Below are 14,632 nucleotides of genomic sequence, written 5' to 3'. Positions count from 1 at the left end.
GCCCTCGAATCAGACAGAAAGGATTAGCATTATGCGTGTATTGATTGTGGAAGATAACCCTCTGCTACGTCATCATCTCGCTGTACAACTTCGTGAAATGGGTCACCAGGTCGACACCGCGGAAGATGCTAAAGAAGCAGATTATTTTCTGGATGAACATACACCGGATATCACCCTGGTCGATTTAGGACTGCCGGATGAAGATGGCATGACGCTGATTCGCCGCTGGCGAACGCAGGAAGTCAAACAGCCTATTCTTGTGCTGACTGCCCGCGAGGGCTGGCAGGCGAAGGTGGAAGCGTTGGAAGCAGGCGCTGATGATTATGTGACCAAGCCATTCCATATCGAAGAAGTGGTTGCCCGCATGCAGGCGCTGATGCGTCGTAACAGCGGACTGGCTTCACAGGTTATTACCCTCGCCCCCTTTCAGGTGGACTTTTCACGCCGTGAACTGGCCATTAATGAGCAGCAGATTAAACTGACCGCATTTGAATATACCATTATTGAAACGCTGATTCGCAACGTCGGTAAGGTGGTGAGTAAGGACTCGTTGATGTTACAGCTTTACCCGGATGCAGAACTGCGTGAAAGCCACACGATTGATGTTCTTATGGGTCGGCTGCGCAAAAAAATTCAGGCGCTTTATCCAAAAGAGGTGATCGCTACTGTACGTGGTCAGGGTTACAGGTTCGATCTCTGATCAGATGCTTAAGCTAAAACCCAAAACGCCATTTTCACTCCGAGCCCGCTTTCTGCTGGCGACTGCTGTAGTAGTGCTTATCCTGTCACTTTCCTACGGTATGGTTGCGGTTGTGGGCTATGTGGTGAGTTTTGATAAAAATACTTATCGGGTAATGCGTGGTGAAAGCAATTTATTTTTTACGCTGGCGCAATGGCAAAACGGCAAACTCAGTATCATTCAGCCGGGTAGCCTGTCGCTTAACTTCCCCACTCTGGTGTTTATCTACAATGAAAAAGGCAAGTTGCTGTGGCAGCTGCGCGATGTGCCGGACATTCGTGAAAAGATCAATCGCGACTGGCTGAAACGCGCGGGTTTTTATGAGATAAACACCGACAACAGCACCAGCCGCAAGGCGCTGGGCAATGATTCAGATGCCCAGAATAAGCTTACCGCCTATGATGATGACAACAATGATACGTTTACCCACTCGGTGGCGGTTAACCATTATGGTGCCACACCAACCCTGCCTGCGTTAACCATTGTCGTTGTCGACTCCATTCCACAAGAGCTGCAACATTCAGATGTGGTCTGGTCATGGTTTAGTTATGTGTTGCTGGTAAACCTGCTGCTGGTTATCCCTCTGCTGTGGCTTGCCGCACACTGGAGCCTTCGCCCTATTGGCTCGCTGGCCAGTCAGGTCCACGAGCTGGAAAACGGAACGCGGGAAGCGCTTGATCCACAACCGCCTCATGAGCTGCAAAGCCTGGTGCGTAACCTTAATCTGCTGCTGGATAACGAGCGACAGCGTTACACGCGCTATCTCACCACGTTGAGCGACCTCACTCACAGTTTGAAAACACCACTGGCGGTATTGCAGACGACATTGCGTTCCCTTCGCAGTGGTCAGAGTCTGTCCATAGAGCAGGCAGAACCGATTATGCTGGAACAAATTAGCCGAATCTCACAGCAAATTGGTTACTATCTGCATCGCGCCAGCATGCAAGCCGATCACAACGCACTGAAACGCGATCTGCATTCCGTTCCCGGCTTGCTTGACAGTCTGTGTTCCGCGTTGAATAAGGTCTATCAGCGCAAAGGCGTGTCTCTGACGCTGGACATTTCACCAGAGCTGACGTTTATCGGCGAACAGAACGACTTTATGGAAGTCATGGGCAACGTGCTGGATAACGCATGTAAATATTGCCTGGAGTTTGTGGAGATCTCCGCCCGCCAAACTGATAACGAGCTGCACCTTATTGTGGATGACGATGGCCCGGGCATCCCCGTCAGTAAACGCGATCTAATCTTTATTCGTGGGCAGCGTGCTGACACACTGCGACCAGGTCAGGGCCTTGGGCTTGCCGTAGCCCGAGATATTCTGGAGCAATATACCGGGGATATTATTGCGACCACCAGCGAGTTAGGCGGTGCGCGTATGGAGGTGATTTTTAAGCGCCAGGAAGTGCTACACAGCGACGAATAATGGCTGAACCATGGCTATCCACATAATGAGGTTACCACCGGTTTCTCTCCCGCTGTTATAATCGACGCAAATCAGCGACTCAGGAACACCTTATGGCTTACCATCTTGAATTTAACTGGCCCGACTTTATGCAGCGCTACTGGCAAAAACGCCCGGTACTGTTGAAGCGCGGCTTTAAGAACTTTGTTGACCCTATTTCCCCGGACGAACTTGCCGGGCTGGCAATGGAAAACGAAGTCGACAGCCGCCTGGTCAGTCATCAGGACGGTAAATGGCAGGTTAATCATGGCCCATTCGAGAGTTTTGATCACCTGGGTGAAACTAACTGGTCGCTACTGGTTCAGGCCGTTGATCACTGGCACGAAGCCTCTGCTGCGCTCATGCATCCTTTCCGCCATCTGCCCGACTGGCGCATAGACGACCTGATGATCTCCTTCTCAGTTCCGGGGGGGGGCGTTGGCCCCCATCTCGATCAGTATGATGTATTTATTATCCAGGGCACTGGCCGCCGTCGCTGGCGTGTCGGTGAAAAAGTGACTATGAAACAGCATTGTCCCCACCCGGACCTGTTACAGGTAGAGCCTTTTGAGGCCATTATCGATGAGGAGGTCGAGGCAGGGGATATTCTCTACATCCCGCCGGGGTTTCCACACGAAGGCTACTCTCTGGAAAATTCACTCAGCTTTTCTGTGGGCTTACGTGCACCGAACGGCCGCGAACTATTAAGCAGCTTTGCTGATTATGTCCTTTCGCACGAACTTGGCAGCTATCGCTTTAGTGACCCGGATATTCCTGCACGTAAAAACAGCGCTGACATTCTGCCAGAGGAACTGGCCAGTATGCGGGAAATGATCCTTGACGTGGTGAATCAGCCCGAACATTTCACTCAGTGGTTCGGCGAGTTTATTTCGCAATCACGTCATGAGCTGGATATCGCACCACCTGAACCTCCCTATCAGCCGGATGAGATTTATGATGCGCTGCAACAGGGCGACCGTCTGAAGCGTTTGGGCGGACTGCGGGTGCTGTCCATTGGCGATACCGTGTTTATCAATGGTGAACAGATTGCATCACCGCATCGAGAAGCCCTCACTCTGTTAGCTAATAAGCCTTCGCTGGATGCAGAGCAACTGGGCGCTGTGCTGGACGATCCTGCGTTTCTCGCCCAGCTGGCTGGGCTGGTCAACAGCGGTTACTGGTATTTTGGGGAAGAAGAGTAAACGATGATCGGGCGATGCTATGGCCCGGTAAGCGTCAAACAGGCTGAAAGCGTGTAACCCGCCGCACCTCGGCGGGCATAATTGAAAAAGAGCCGCCCTTCAACACTTCTCCGCTTTCCGTGCCGTCAACGCGGCAATACGCATAATGACCGTAACGGCCTTTTCCATATTTTCCAGCGAAACAAATTCATGCCTGCCGTGATAATTGTATCCTCCGGTAAACAGATTCGGACAGGGTAACCCTTTGAAAGAGAGCAGCCCCCCATCGGTACCGCCGCGAAGGGGTTTTACTTTCGGTTCAATTCCACACTCCCGCATTGCTTCCAACGCAAATTCAATGATGTGAGGATGGGCTTCAATTTTCTTTCGCATATTGAAATAGCTGTCTTCAATCTGCACCTGAATTGCTGAACAGGCTGGCAAGGTAGCGGACAGCAGAGCAGCTGTTTTACTCAAGACGTTTTTGCGTTCCTCGAAACGGCTGGCATCAAAATCCCGGATAATATAGTTAAGTTCAGCCTTATCCACGCTGCCTTTCATCGTGTGTAAATGATAAAAACCCTCAGAACCTTCCGTGCGCTCAGGCACTTCATTTTCTGACAGAGCTGCCTGAAAACGCAGAGCCAGTTCAAGAGCATTCACCATAACCCCCTTAGCCGTACCCGAGTGAACATTGTTACCGGAGATTCTTACTGTGGCTAAAGCAACATTAAAGTTTTCATATTCAAATTCACCCAGGCCGCTGCCATCAACGGTATAGGCCCACTCAGCATCAAACCCGTCAACGTCAAAACAGCGGGTGCCTTTACCTATCTCCTCATCCGGCGTGAAAGCAATACGAATATTGCCGTGAGGAATATTTTCATTTTTGAGTCTGACCATCGCCGTAATGATTTCTGCAATACCCGCTTTGTCATCAGCCCCCAGCAGCGTTCTGCCATCGGTGGTCACCAACGTATGCCCAATCAGGCTGTGCAGGACAGGGAACATAACCGGTGAAAGCACTTCATCCCCTATCCCCAGGGCAATATCTCCACCCCGGTAGTTTTCGACGATTTGTGGAGCAACATTTTTAGCGGTGAAATCGGGAGAGGTATCCATATGAGAAATAAAGCCTATGGCGGGCACAGGCCAGTCTACATTGGAGGGAAGCGTTGCCATGACAATCCCGTTTTTACTGAGCGAGACATCGCTAAACCCCAACGAGTTCAGCTCATTACAGAGCACCTTCGCCAGCCTTAATTGGCCTTCAGTGCTGGGGATTTGGCGAACATGATCTTTTGACTGCGTATCGTAAGAAACGTATTCCAAAAAGCGGTCGAGTAGGTTATTCATCTTCATTCCCTCTGATATGGCAGATTTTCATTATCAGTAACTTTTTGGTGGTAAGTATTGCTTCAGGTCAGATAAGGGACAGGCTTACGCATGTCGCTACATCTTCTGCGGATAGTGAATGAGGGTGTGAAACTTTACCGACTTAAGGCTCACATTAAGATAGCTGTGAGGGTAGTCTGCCTGAAAACGCAATCCTTCCCCCACACGCAGAGTATGCCATTTTCCGTTTACCGCCAGCTGCAGCTCCCCTTCCGTCACCACCACATGCTCAATCACACAGGCCTCATGGGCTGAAGACTCACTAACGCCCCCACTGCCAGCTCGACCGCCAGAACATCAAAGCGCAACTGAGTATCGAAGGGAAACAAAGGCGTAACCTGCATCGCGTCTGTGCGCTGCCGTCGAGTCCTACACCTATCGTTGCACAGCACTTTTTCCGCTTCATCTGGCTCAGATACGGGAACAAAGTGTGAGAAGGGGACATTAAAACCCGTAGCGATTTTCCACAAGGTTGCCACGGCGGGGCTGGACTCTCGCCGTTCGATTTGCCCCAGCATGGCCTTACTCACGCCAGTTTCTTGCGTGGTGCGCACTAAACTCCACGCCCGGGACAGGCGCAGAGATTTCAGGGTCAGTCCGGGTTAAAAACTGGGATTGGTCATATCATCTCCTGATGAAGGGCAGATTGGCAATTCGTACGTTATAGCGCACGATGTTAGTTTGTACGCTATAACGTACATGCGGATACAATAATGCGCCCACCTTTCTCTCATCTCACATTACCTGCGCTGGTCGCGGGTTTTGTCGCGGTGCTGGTGGGCTATGCCAGTTCTGCAGCAATCGTTTTCCAGGCTGCCAGCGCTGCTGGTACCTCAGAATTACAGGTCGCTGGCTGGTTAAGCATGCCGGGACTGGCCATGGGGCTGACCTCTGTTGGCTTGTTGCTTTATTATCGTGCTCCTGTCCTTACCGCATGGTCGACGCCTGGCGCTGCTCTGCTGGTGACTACGCTCACCTGTACATCTCTTGCGGATGCCATCGGTATGTTTGTCTTTACATCCGCACTGATTTTCCTTTCTGGCGTCACTGGCCTGTTCGCCAGACTCATGTGCTTTATTCCACAGGCAATGTCCTCTGCAATACTGGCGGGTATTTTGCTTCACTTTGATACAGAGGCTTTAACCTCTTTACCAGTTGATTTCTCACTGACTGCCGGTATGAGCCTGATCTATCTTGCTGCAAAGCGTTTTCTTCCGCTCTATGCAATTTTGATCGCGCTGGTAACGGGACTGACAGTGGTAATGCTCAGAGGGGATATATACCTTGCGCAACAAACGGTTAATTCTGCCATGCTGACGTTCGTCGCCCCACACTTTAACCTTGCCAGGCTGGCCGATACCGATCTGTCTTTTTTTGTCGTCACTATGGCTTCCCAGAACTCACCGGGTATCGTCGCGCTGAGAGCGGGTGGCTTTCAGGTATCTGACTCCCCGCTGATAGGCTGGACTGGCCTCACTTCGTTACTACTGACACCCTTTGGTGGATTTTCAGTGTGCATCGCGGCAATTACCTCCGCTATCTGTATGGGACATGATGTTCATCCCGATCCGCAACGCCGATATTGAGTCACAGTCTGTGAGGGGCTGTTTTATCTTGTCGCCGGGGTATTCGCGGCATGATTGGGCAATTATTTATTGCGCTACCACCTGCGCTTATGCATGCTGTCGCCGGTCTGGCATTATTAGGGAGGCTCACTGCCAGCCTGCAGCGCGCCCTGACCGATGAAAAACAACGTGAAGCCACAACATCACCTTTCTTATACAGCTTCAGGCTTGTCGCTGCCGGGCATTGGCACAGAATTTTGGGGGCTGGCAGGCCCCTTACCTCACTAATCCTCTCATCTTCGCTACGCAGCTCATCAGCACGGTAATTATCAGATGTCATATAGCGGTTAAAATTACCGATCAATTTGAATTTCTGCATCAAAGTTTGTTTTTGATCAAATGAGAATTATTGCCATTAAATTATAGCAAGTGCTATGTTTTATAGCGTCACCTATTTATCAGGGTTTCGGGAGAATATAATGAAAAAATGGCTGTCCCCTGTTCTATTTGCTTCAGGCATTTCATGCCTGATTCTGCTGCTCAATATATCGTCTGCACTGGCTCAGGATAAATTCAAGGTGATCACCACCTTTACCATTATTGCTGATATGACCAGAAACGTCGCGGGCGACAAGGCCATCGTTGAATCAATCACCAAACCTGGCGCGGAAATACATCAGTATCAACCCACGCCCGGCGATATCCGCCGCGCTCAGGGCGCACAGCTGATCCTCTCCAACGGTCTTAATCTTGAACTGTGGTTTAAGAAGTTTTACCAGCACCTGCCTTCCGTGCCCGAAGTGGAAGTCTCGACAGGCATTGTACCGATGGGTATTACCACCGGGCCCTATAACGGCAAGCCGAATCCCCACGCCTGGATGTCACCCGACAATGCACGTATTTACGTCAATAATATTCGCGATGCTCTGATGAAATACGACCCGGAAAATGCCGCAATTTACCGTAAGAATGCAGAAATTTATCAGCAGAAGATTGCCGACACGCTGCAACCTCTGCGCGACCAAATCGCAAAAATTCCGCACGATAAGCGCTGGCTGGTCACCAGTGAAGGAGCGTTCTCTTATCTGGCTCGCGATCTTGGCTTAACAGAACTTTACCTGTGGCCGATTAATGCCGACCAGCAGGGTATACCGCAGCAGGTGCGGCAGGTTATTGATGCAATGAAGAAAAAAGCTGTTCCTACCCTGTTTAGCGAAAGCACTGTTTCTGATAAACCCGCCCGACAAGTTGCCAGAGAAACCGGCGCACACTATGGCGGCGTACTTTATGTGGATTCACTGAGCAGCGCCGAAGGTCCTGTACCCACCTATATTGATCTGCTGCACGTTACCACTGCGACGGTGGTAAAAGGCATTAATGATGGACTTAAACCATGAAAGCCCTTCCCGATAATGGCTTTCATGATGACGGCATCCGCGCGAATGGGGTAACAGTCACCTACCGCAACGGTCATACCGCACTAAGAAAGGCGAGCTTTGCCGTCCCATCCGGGACGCTTGCGGCATTACTTGGGGTGAATGGTTCCGGGAAATCAACGCTGTTCAAAGCGTTGATGGGGTTAGTGCCGCTGGCGGAGGGCGACATCACAATGATGGGAATGCCTCCCTGCCTGGCCCTGCGACAAAGTCAGGTCGCTTACGTTCCACAGGCGGAGGATGTTGACTGGCACTTTCCGGTACTGGCCGAAGATGTGGTGATGATGGGCCGTTATGGCCATATGGGCGCATTACGCATTCCACGAAAGGCCGACCACAATGCGGTGGCGGCAGCACTTGACCGGGTGGGAATGCGTGATTTTCGCCACCGACAAATTGGTGAGCTGTCCGGGGGGCAAAAGAAACGCGTTTTTCTCGCCCGGGCCATCGCCCAGGGCGGGAAAATTGTGCTGCTGGACGAACCGTTTACCGGTATCGATGTCAATACAGAGCGACAAATTATTTCTCTGCTTCAGCAAATGCGCGATGAGGGCTGCACATTACTCGTTTCCACTCATAATCTCTCCACGGTAAGCAGTTTTTGTGATTATACCGTGCTGGTAAAAAACACAGTGCTCGCCTGTGGGCCGACCAAAGAGACATTTACCGCATCAAACCTGAACAACACCTTTGATGGTATTTTACATCCGATGATGTCAGGCAACCTGCCGATAGCGGATAAAAAACCAGCGCAGGAAAAAGATTAAGATGCTGCGTCTGCTTCTGGAACCGTTTAGCTATCAATATATGCTAAATGCCATGTGGGTTTCCGCGCTGGTAGGCGGCGTGTGCGCTTTCCTTTCCTGTTACCTGATGTTAAAAGGCTGGTCGCTGATTGGCGATGCGCTTTCGCACGCGATCGTTCCCGGCGTGGCGGGTGCCTGGATGCTGGGATTACCTTTTTCAGTGGGGGCATTTTTCTCAGGAGGCCTCGCGGCAGCGGCAATGTTGTTTCTCCATCAGCGAACGCGACTGCGTGAAGATGTCATTATCGGGCTAATCTTCTCATCGTTCTTTGGTTTTGGGCTGTTTATCATGTCGCTTAACCCAACCCCGGTGAATATCCAGACTATTGTTTCCGGTAATATTCTGGCGATCGCCCCTGGTGATATCTGGCAGCTGGCCCTCAGCAGCGTGATTTCCCTGAGCATTTTATTGCTGAAATGGAAAGATCTGATGGTCACTTTTTTCGACGAGAACCATGCACGCACCGTTGGCCTCAATCCGCTTCTTATGAAAAGCCTGTTTTTTGTGTTGCTCTCGGTTACCACTATCGCCGCGCTGCAAACCGTCGGGGCTTTTCTGGTCATTTGCATGGTGGTTGCTCCCGGTGCCACGGCTTATCTGCTTACTGACCGCTTTCCACGCATGCTGACTCTTGCGGTGATAATAGGTGCGGCAACCAGCTTTTTCGGTGCCTGGATAAGCTTTTTTCTGGATGGCGCAACCGGCGGTATCATTGTGGTCGCACAGGCAGTGCTGTTCTTGCTGGCTTTTCTTTTTTCACCCAAATATGGCTGGCTGATGCGGCACAGGCGCAGTATATATGCACCCGACCGGGACGGAAGGACGCCATGAGTCTGCTGACGCTTTTACTGCAACCGTTCCAGTTCAGCTTTATGAACAATGCGCTGATCGTTGCCGTGTTGCTGGCTGTGCCTGCAGCATTGATTTCCTGTTTGCTGGTGCTAAAAGGCTGGGCGCTACTGGGCGATGCCATGAGCCATGCTGTATTTCCAGGGGTTGTGCTGGCGTATATGGCAGGTTTGCCATTTTCCATTGGTGCTTTTTTTGCCGGTCTTTTTTGTGCGCTGGCGACAGGTTTTCTGAAGGAAAACACCCGGATAAAGCAGGATGCGCTAATGGGCATCGTTTTTTCCGCAATGTTCGCTATTGGCCTGATCCTCGCCGTTGCGGTGAAGTCCGAAATTCACCTCGATCACATTCTGTTTGGCGACATGCTGGGCATTAACGTCAGGGATTTGCAGCAAACGGGGCTGATTGCACTGCTGATTGTATTGATTTTTGTCATCAAATGGCGCGACTTTTTGCTTTATGCTTTTGACCCGGTTCAGGCCAGCGCCAGCGGGCTACATATCAGGCTGCTGCATTACGGACTGCTGTGTATGATCGCGCTGACTATTGTCGCAACATTGAAAGCAGTTGGCATTATACTGACCGTCTCGCTGCTGATTGCGCCAGGTGCCATTGCACTGTTGCTGACCCGGACGTTTGTCCGCATGCTGCTGGTGGCCGCTGGTGTGTCAATAACGGTTGCTTTTAGCGGCGTTTATCTGTCGTTTTTTATCGACAGCGCGCCAGCACCCACCATCGTGGTACTGTTCACACTGGTATTTGTCAGCGTCTTTACGCTGGTCAGCCTGAAAGAACGGCACCATCATAGTAGCCCGCCAGGCGAAACTGAATTAGCCCCCTGACCTGTGGCCGCGCACGTCACCGCACACGGCTGCTACATCCTGAACAGAAACTACTGCCGGGTTTTTCGCAGCAGACTTTGCACAAACCTCGGCACCACCTCACTTGCCGGGCCGTAATCATTTTCTTCAAATTCACTGCCTACCTGACTCGGTTGCAGGTTCAGCTCCACCGTATACGCACCTTGCAATTTTGCTTCATGAACAAAGCCCGCCGCAGGATAAACATGGCCGGAGGTGCCAATGGCAACAAAATAATCAGCCTGCGACAGCGCCGTATAAATCTCATCCATTTGTAACGGCATCTCGCCAAACCAGACAATGTGCGGGCGGAGCGTCGATGGAAACTGACAGCAGTGACAGCGGTCGCCAGGGTTGACATCATCCTGCCAGCTCACCACCTGACCACTACCCGTACAGCGTACTTTTAGCAGTTCGCCGTGCATATGAATGATGTTGTGGTTGCCCGCCCGCTCATGGAGGTTGTCGATATTTTGCGTCACCAGCAGAAAATGATCGCCCAGTGCGGCTTCCAGCTTTGCGAGGGCAAGATGTGCCGCGTTGGGGGCAATGTCAGGCTGTTGTAGCTGACGCCGACGCGCATTGTAAAAGACCTGTACCCTTTCGGGGTCGCGGGTAAAGCCCTCAGGTGTGGCAACATCCTCGACCTTATGGTCTTCCCACAGGCCATCTTCTGCGCGGAAGGTGCGAATACCGGATTCCGCAGAAATACCCGCGCCAGTCAGCACCACCACGCGGGGTAGTGGATTTTGGGCTATTTCAATATTACGGTCGCGTTCAAAAATGCGCTGACGAAAGCGCTGATGCACCTGACGTCGGTTTTTTTTGTAACGTGCCAGTCTCAGGCGACGACGGGGGTTACGCATCATAACTTCTCTACTCCTTAACGTGCCGGAAAGGGAATGCCAATCTCTGTTTACTGGCCGCTGAGGACGCGGGCCGGATCGATACGGCTTGCTCTTCTCGCCGGATACCAGCTGGCAATCAGGCTCAGAACCAACGAGGTGAGCAGCACAATCACCACGTCCAGCCAGTGAACTTCTGAGGGTAAAAAGTCGATAAAATAGATATCGCCAGAGAGGAAATGGTAGCCAGTCAGTGTTTCAATACCTTTAATCAGCGTGGTTAAGTTGAACGCCGCGAGTACGCCGGTGACCACGCCGCTGACGCTGCCCACTAATCCGGCCATCAACCCGTACCAGACAAAAATCGCGCGGATCAGACCGTCTCTGGCACCAAGGGTGCGCAACACTGCGATATCGCTACTTTTATCTTTTACCGCCATCACCAGGGTGGAAACGATATTGAAACAGGCCACACCAATTACCAGCACCATTGCCAGATACATAATGGCACGAATCATCTGAATATCCCGATACATATAGCCATAGCTGCCAATCCAGCTGCGGATATAAACGTAGGCATGGGTAACTTCACCGGCATCGCGCACCAGTTTTTGGGCGGCAAAGGGATCGGTCATTTTCAGGGCAATGCCCGTGACGTTGTCACCCATATTAAGGTACTGTTGCGCATCAGCCAGCGGCACCAGCGCCAGACTGTGATCAAGCATGCCGCTTAACGCCAGGATGCCGCTGACCTGAAGACGGACGCGCTTAGGTTGAAGTAATTTTTGTCCCTCGCTACTGTCAGGTATCAAAATGGTCAGCCAGTCGCCCTGCTTCAGGTTCAGGCTGTTAGCCACGCCCTGCCCCAGGATAATCTGCTGCTTACCCGCGCTGAAGCTTTGCCATGCCCGGTTCTGCACGTATGCAGGTAACGCACTCAACCGGATTTCCTGCTGCGGATCGACACCTTTTACCTGAATTGCCTGCAGCTTCACGCCGCTTTCAATAAGACCGGTAAAGTTGATATAGGGTGCCGCCGCCGCAATGCCTTTAACCTGCTCCACTTTGGGCAGCAGCGACTGCCAGCTAGTGAACGGCTGCTGCACCAGCTCGATTTCTCCGTGCGGCACCACCGCGAGAATACGGTTATTCAGCTCACGCTCAAAACCGTTCATTGCGCTGAGACCAATGATAAGCACCATCACCCCCAGCGCAATCCCCAGCGTAGAGATAACCGAAATCAGCGACACCATACCGCCACGGCGACGCCCACGGCTAAAGCGCAGGCCAAGCAAAAGAGAAAGAGAGTTTGCCATTACGCCAGTCCTGTCAGGGTCAGTGCGTCGCTCAGTTCACCATCGCGCATTTCCATCTGGCGGCGCAGGCGTTTCGCTAGGTTGAGATCGTGAGTGACGACCAGAAAAGCGGTCCCCTGTCGCACATTCAGTTCTCCAAGCAGATCGAAAATCGCATCGGCATTACGCGCATCCAGATTACCGGTCGGCTCATCGGCCAGCACAAGCCGTGGATTGTTCACCAGCGCACGGGCAATTGCCACACGCTGGCGCTCTCCGCCAGAGAGTTCAGAAGGACGGTGATGCGCGCGTTTTGACAGCCCAACCGCACTGAGCATGTCCTGCGCCTTATCCCGTGCTTCATTTTTGCCGACCTTACCAATTAACAACGGCATGGCGACGTTTTCCAGCGCGTTAAAATCCGGCAGCAGGTGGTGGAACTGGTAGATAAAACCCAGCTCGCGGTTGCGTAATCCGGCTCTTGCCGCCGCTGACATACGGTTCAGAGACTGACAATCGAACACCACCTCCCCAGATGTCGGCGTATCCAGCCCCCCCAGCAGATGCATCAGGGTGCTTTTACCAGACCCTGAACTGCCAACAATCGCCATCATCTCGCCGGGAGCAACGCTAAAAGAGACGTTGCGCAGCACATCCGTCTGTACGCTGCCTTCTTTATAACGCCTGCAAAGGTTATTGCACTGTAACAAGGTGGTATTACTCATAACGTAAAGCCTCAGCAGGTTGAACGGCGGCAGCTCGCCAGGAAGGATAAAGCGTCGAGAGAAGCGACAACACCATAGCGGTAATGACGATGGTCAATACCTGCGGCACGGAGATATCCACGGGCAGTGCCGCACCGTCAAGTAACGTGCCAATCAGCGGCATCAGATTGTTCAACTGGCTGGCAAGCAGCACCCCCAGCAATGCGCCCAGTACTGAGCCAACGATACCGGCAGTGGCACCCTGAACCATAAATACCAACACAATCTGGCGACGCGTCAGCCCCTGGGTTTGCAGGATAGCGACCTCACCCTGTTTCTCCATAATCAGCAGTCCCAACGAAGTAATGATGTTAAAAGCGGCCACCGCAACAATCAGACTCAGCAGCAGGCCCATCATATTTTTCTCCATTCGCACCGCCTGGAACAATTCGCCTTTGCGCTCTCGCCAGTCTTTCCAGACCAGCCCCTGCGGCAGCTTTTGCTCGCTCAGTGCATCGACCTGTAATGGCTTGTCCAGCCATAAGCGCCAGCCGGTAATATTCCCGGCCGGGTAGCGCATCAGACGGGAGGCATCCTGTTGGTTAACCAGAATCTGGTAGCCATCCACTTCACTGTTAGCGGCAAAAGTCCCTGCGACAGTGAACAGACGCTGACTGGGCAGTCGCCCCATCGGCGTAAACTGGCTGGCAGAAGGCACCATTAAACGCAGTTCATCGCCTCTTTTAACACCCAGCTGCTGCGCCAGCTGCTCTCCAAGAATAACGTTGTACTGCCCGGACTGAAGCGTTTGCTGGCTGACATTGCTGAGATAGGGTCCAAGCGGATCGGGTTCATCGGGCATGATACCGAGCATCACGCCCACACCGACGCTGTGTGCGCTTTGCAGCACAACATCGGCGGTAGTCAGTGGAGTGAGACGATTGACACCGCGCAGTTGCAGCGAGCTGGCCGGAACCTGCTGAGGATTAACGGAACCTTTATCGCTGGTCACCAGCGCCTGGGGCATCAGGTTAAGGGTGCTTTTTTCCAGTTCATGCTCAAAACCGTTCATCACCGATAATACGGTGACCAGGGCCAGCACGCCGAGCGTAATGCCAATGGCCGACAGCCAGGATACAAACCGCCCAAAACGGTCCGATGCTCGTCCACGCATATAGCGCAGGCCGATAAATAACGCGACAGGTTGATACATGTAATCCGTCTTCTGGCGTGGATAAAGTCAAAAAGTGATCGAAGATGATAAAGGGAAGCCCGGCGTTATGGAACCTCCAGACTACAGACTCTGCACGATTGTTTTGTCAGTAAACAGGTTGTCAGGGCAAAAATGCCATCATCGAATAGAAAACACGCGATTATTGTGCGCTTGTTCATCGTTGACGGGCGTAACCTGTTTTATCGGCGCACGACGCCACAACACAGCAAACTATGCCATGACCTGCATGCCAGGTTATCGACGCGGGAGTGATAAACATGGCCAGATACCCTGAAGGC

12 protein-coding genes and 2 pseudogenes are annotated in these 14,632 nt (G+C 52.1%); 8 read left to right on the top strand and 6 right to left on the bottom strand.

Going from position 1 to position 14,632, the window contains the following annotated elements:
• Positions 1 to 31 precede the first annotated feature (31 nt).
• The 3 genes from phoP (at position 32) to LU633_RS10230 (ending at position 3,385) form a co-directional block, all read left to right on the top strand.
• On the top strand, positions 32 to 700 hold the full coding sequence (gene phoP, locus LU633_RS10240) for a two-component system response regulator PhoP (RefSeq protein ID WP_016192109.1): 669 nt from the start codon (positions 32 to 34) through the stop codon (positions 698 to 700).
• Between the two features lie 4 nt (positions 701 to 704).
• Positions 705 to 2,165, top strand: a complete 1,461-nt coding sequence (gene phoQ, locus LU633_RS10235) for a two-component system sensor histidine kinase PhoQ (RefSeq protein WP_016192110.1) — start codon at positions 705 to 707, stop codon at positions 2,163 to 2,165.
• A 92-nt stretch (positions 2,166 to 2,257) separates the two neighbouring features.
• The gene (locus tag LU633_RS10230; RefSeq protein WP_016192111.1) at positions 2,258 to 3,385 is read left to right on the top strand and encodes a ribosomal protein uL16 3-hydroxylase; all 1,128 of its coding nucleotides are present in this window, start codon (positions 2,258 to 2,260) and stop codon (positions 3,383 to 3,385) included.
• A 99-nt stretch (positions 3,386 to 3,484) separates the two neighbouring features.
• On the opposite strand, the gene pepT is transcribed toward LU633_RS10230, so the two are convergent.
• Both pepT and LU633_RS10220 read right to left on the bottom strand, forming a co-directional pair.
• On the bottom strand, positions 3,485 to 4,720 hold the full coding sequence (pepT, locus tag LU633_RS10225) for a peptidase T (protein WP_016192112.1): 1,236 nt from the start codon (positions 4,718 to 4,720) through the stop codon (positions 3,485 to 3,487).
• A 96-nt stretch (positions 4,721 to 4,816) separates the two neighbouring features.
• Positions 4,817 to 5,355: pseudogene (locus LU633_RS10220) on the bottom strand (helix-turn-helix domain-containing protein).
• A gap of 117 nt (positions 5,356 to 5,472) precedes the next feature.
• On the opposite strand from LU633_RS10220, the pseudogene LU633_RS10215 reads away from it, so the two are divergent.
• The 5 genes and pseudogenes from LU633_RS10215 (at position 5,473) to LU633_RS10195 (ending at position 10,258) form a co-directional block, all read left to right on the top strand.
• A pseudogene (locus LU633_RS10215) lies at positions 5,473 to 6,612 on the top strand (benzoate/H(+) symporter BenE family transporter).
• Between the two features lie 191 nt (positions 6,613 to 6,803).
• Entirely contained in the window at positions 6,804 to 7,721 is a 918-nt protein-coding gene (locus LU633_RS10210) for a metal ABC transporter substrate-binding protein (protein ID WP_016192116.1), read from the top strand.
• Positions 7,718 to 8,527, top strand: coding sequence for a manganese/iron ABC transporter ATP-binding protein (locus tag LU633_RS10205; RefSeq protein ID WP_016192117.1), 810 nt, complete (start codon positions 7,718 to 7,720; stop codon positions 8,525 to 8,527). Before LU633_RS10210 ends, LU633_RS10205 begins: the two co-directional genes overlap by 4 nt.
• Before the next feature lie 4 nt (positions 8,528 to 8,531).
• The gene (locus LU633_RS10200) at positions 8,532 to 9,398 is read left to right on the top strand and encodes a metal ABC transporter permease (protein ID WP_087949726.1); all 867 of its coding nucleotides are present in this window, start codon (positions 8,532 to 8,534) and stop codon (positions 9,396 to 9,398) included.
• On the top strand, positions 9,395 to 10,258 hold the full coding sequence (locus LU633_RS10195; protein ID WP_016192119.1) for a metal ABC transporter permease: 864 nt from the start codon (positions 9,395 to 9,397) through the stop codon (positions 10,256 to 10,258). Before LU633_RS10200 ends, LU633_RS10195 begins: the two co-directional genes overlap by 4 nt.
• Before the next feature lie 50 nt (positions 10,259 to 10,308).
• On the opposite strand, the gene cobB is transcribed toward LU633_RS10195, so the two are convergent.
• The 4 genes from cobB to lolC are packed head-to-tail and all read right to left on the bottom strand — an operon-like array spanning position 10,309 to position 14,333.
• Positions 10,309 to 11,145: a Sir2 family NAD+-dependent deacetylase gene (gene cobB, locus LU633_RS10190; RefSeq protein ID WP_016192120.1), complete on the bottom strand. Its 837-nt coding sequence runs from the start codon at positions 11,143 to 11,145 to the stop codon at positions 10,309 to 10,311.
• A gap of 47 nt (positions 11,146 to 11,192) precedes the next feature.
• Entirely contained in the window at positions 11,193 to 12,437 is a 1,245-nt protein-coding gene (gene lolE, locus LU633_RS10185; RefSeq protein ID WP_016192121.1) for a lipoprotein-releasing ABC transporter permease subunit LolE, read from the bottom strand.
• On the bottom strand, positions 12,437 to 13,141 hold the full coding sequence (gene lolD, locus LU633_RS10180; RefSeq protein ID WP_016192122.1) for a lipoprotein-releasing ABC transporter ATP-binding protein LolD: 705 nt from the start codon (positions 13,139 to 13,141) through the stop codon (positions 12,437 to 12,439). Before lolD ends, lolE begins: the two co-directional genes overlap by 1 nt.
• Complete coding sequence (gene lolC / locus LU633_RS10175) at positions 13,134 to 14,333, bottom strand: lipoprotein-releasing ABC transporter permease subunit LolC (RefSeq protein WP_016192123.1); 1,200 nt, start codon at positions 14,331 to 14,333, stop codon at positions 13,134 to 13,136. The genes lolD and lolC overlap by 8 nt, the downstream gene beginning before the upstream one ends.
• Positions 14,334 to 14,632 lie beyond the last annotated feature (299 nt).

It is taken from the genome of Erwinia tracheiphila (genome assembly GCF_021365465.1).
Taxonomy (GTDB): domain Bacteria; phylum Pseudomonadota; class Gammaproteobacteria; order Enterobacterales; family Enterobacteriaceae; genus Erwinia; species Erwinia tracheiphila.
The sequence above is the reverse complement of the archived record's forward strand: the minus strand, read 5'-3'. Positions and strand labels throughout refer to the sequence as shown.

Coding starts and splice junctions, on each gene's coding strand:
- phoP (WP_016192109.1), top strand. CDS start 32: ATGCGTGTATTGATTGTGGAAGATAACCCTCTGCTACGTCATCATCTC.
- phoQ (WP_016192110.1), top strand. CDS start 705: ATGCTTAAGCTAAAACCCAAAACGCCATTTTCACTCCGAGCCCGCTTT.
- LU633_RS10230 (WP_016192111.1), top strand. CDS start 2,258: ATGGCTTACCATCTTGAATTTAACTGGCCCGACTTTATGCAGCGCTAC.
- pepT (WP_016192112.1), bottom strand. CDS start 4,720: ATGAATAACCTACTCGACCGCTTTTTGGAATACGTTTCTTACGATACG.
- LU633_RS10210 (WP_016192116.1), top strand. CDS start 6,804: ATGAAAAAATGGCTGTCCCCTGTTCTATTTGCTTCAGGCATTTCATGC.
- LU633_RS10205 (WP_016192117.1), top strand. CDS start 7,718: ATGAAAGCCCTTCCCGATAATGGCTTTCATGATGACGGCATCCGCGCG.
- LU633_RS10195 (WP_016192119.1), top strand. CDS start 9,395: ATGAGTCTGCTGACGCTTTTACTGCAACCGTTCCAGTTCAGCTTTATG.
- cobB (WP_016192120.1), bottom strand. CDS start 11,145: ATGATGCGTAACCCCCGTCGTCGCCTGAGACTGGCACGTTACAAAAAA.
- lolE (WP_016192121.1), bottom strand. CDS start 12,437: ATGGCAAACTCTCTTTCTCTTTTGCTTGGCCTGCGCTTTAGCCGTGGG.
- lolD (WP_016192122.1), bottom strand. CDS start 13,141: ATGAGTAATACCACCTTGTTACAGTGCAATAACCTTTGCAGGCGTTAT.
- lolC (WP_016192123.1), bottom strand. CDS start 14,333: ATGTATCAACCTGTCGCGTTATTTATCGGCCTGCGCTATATGCGTGGA.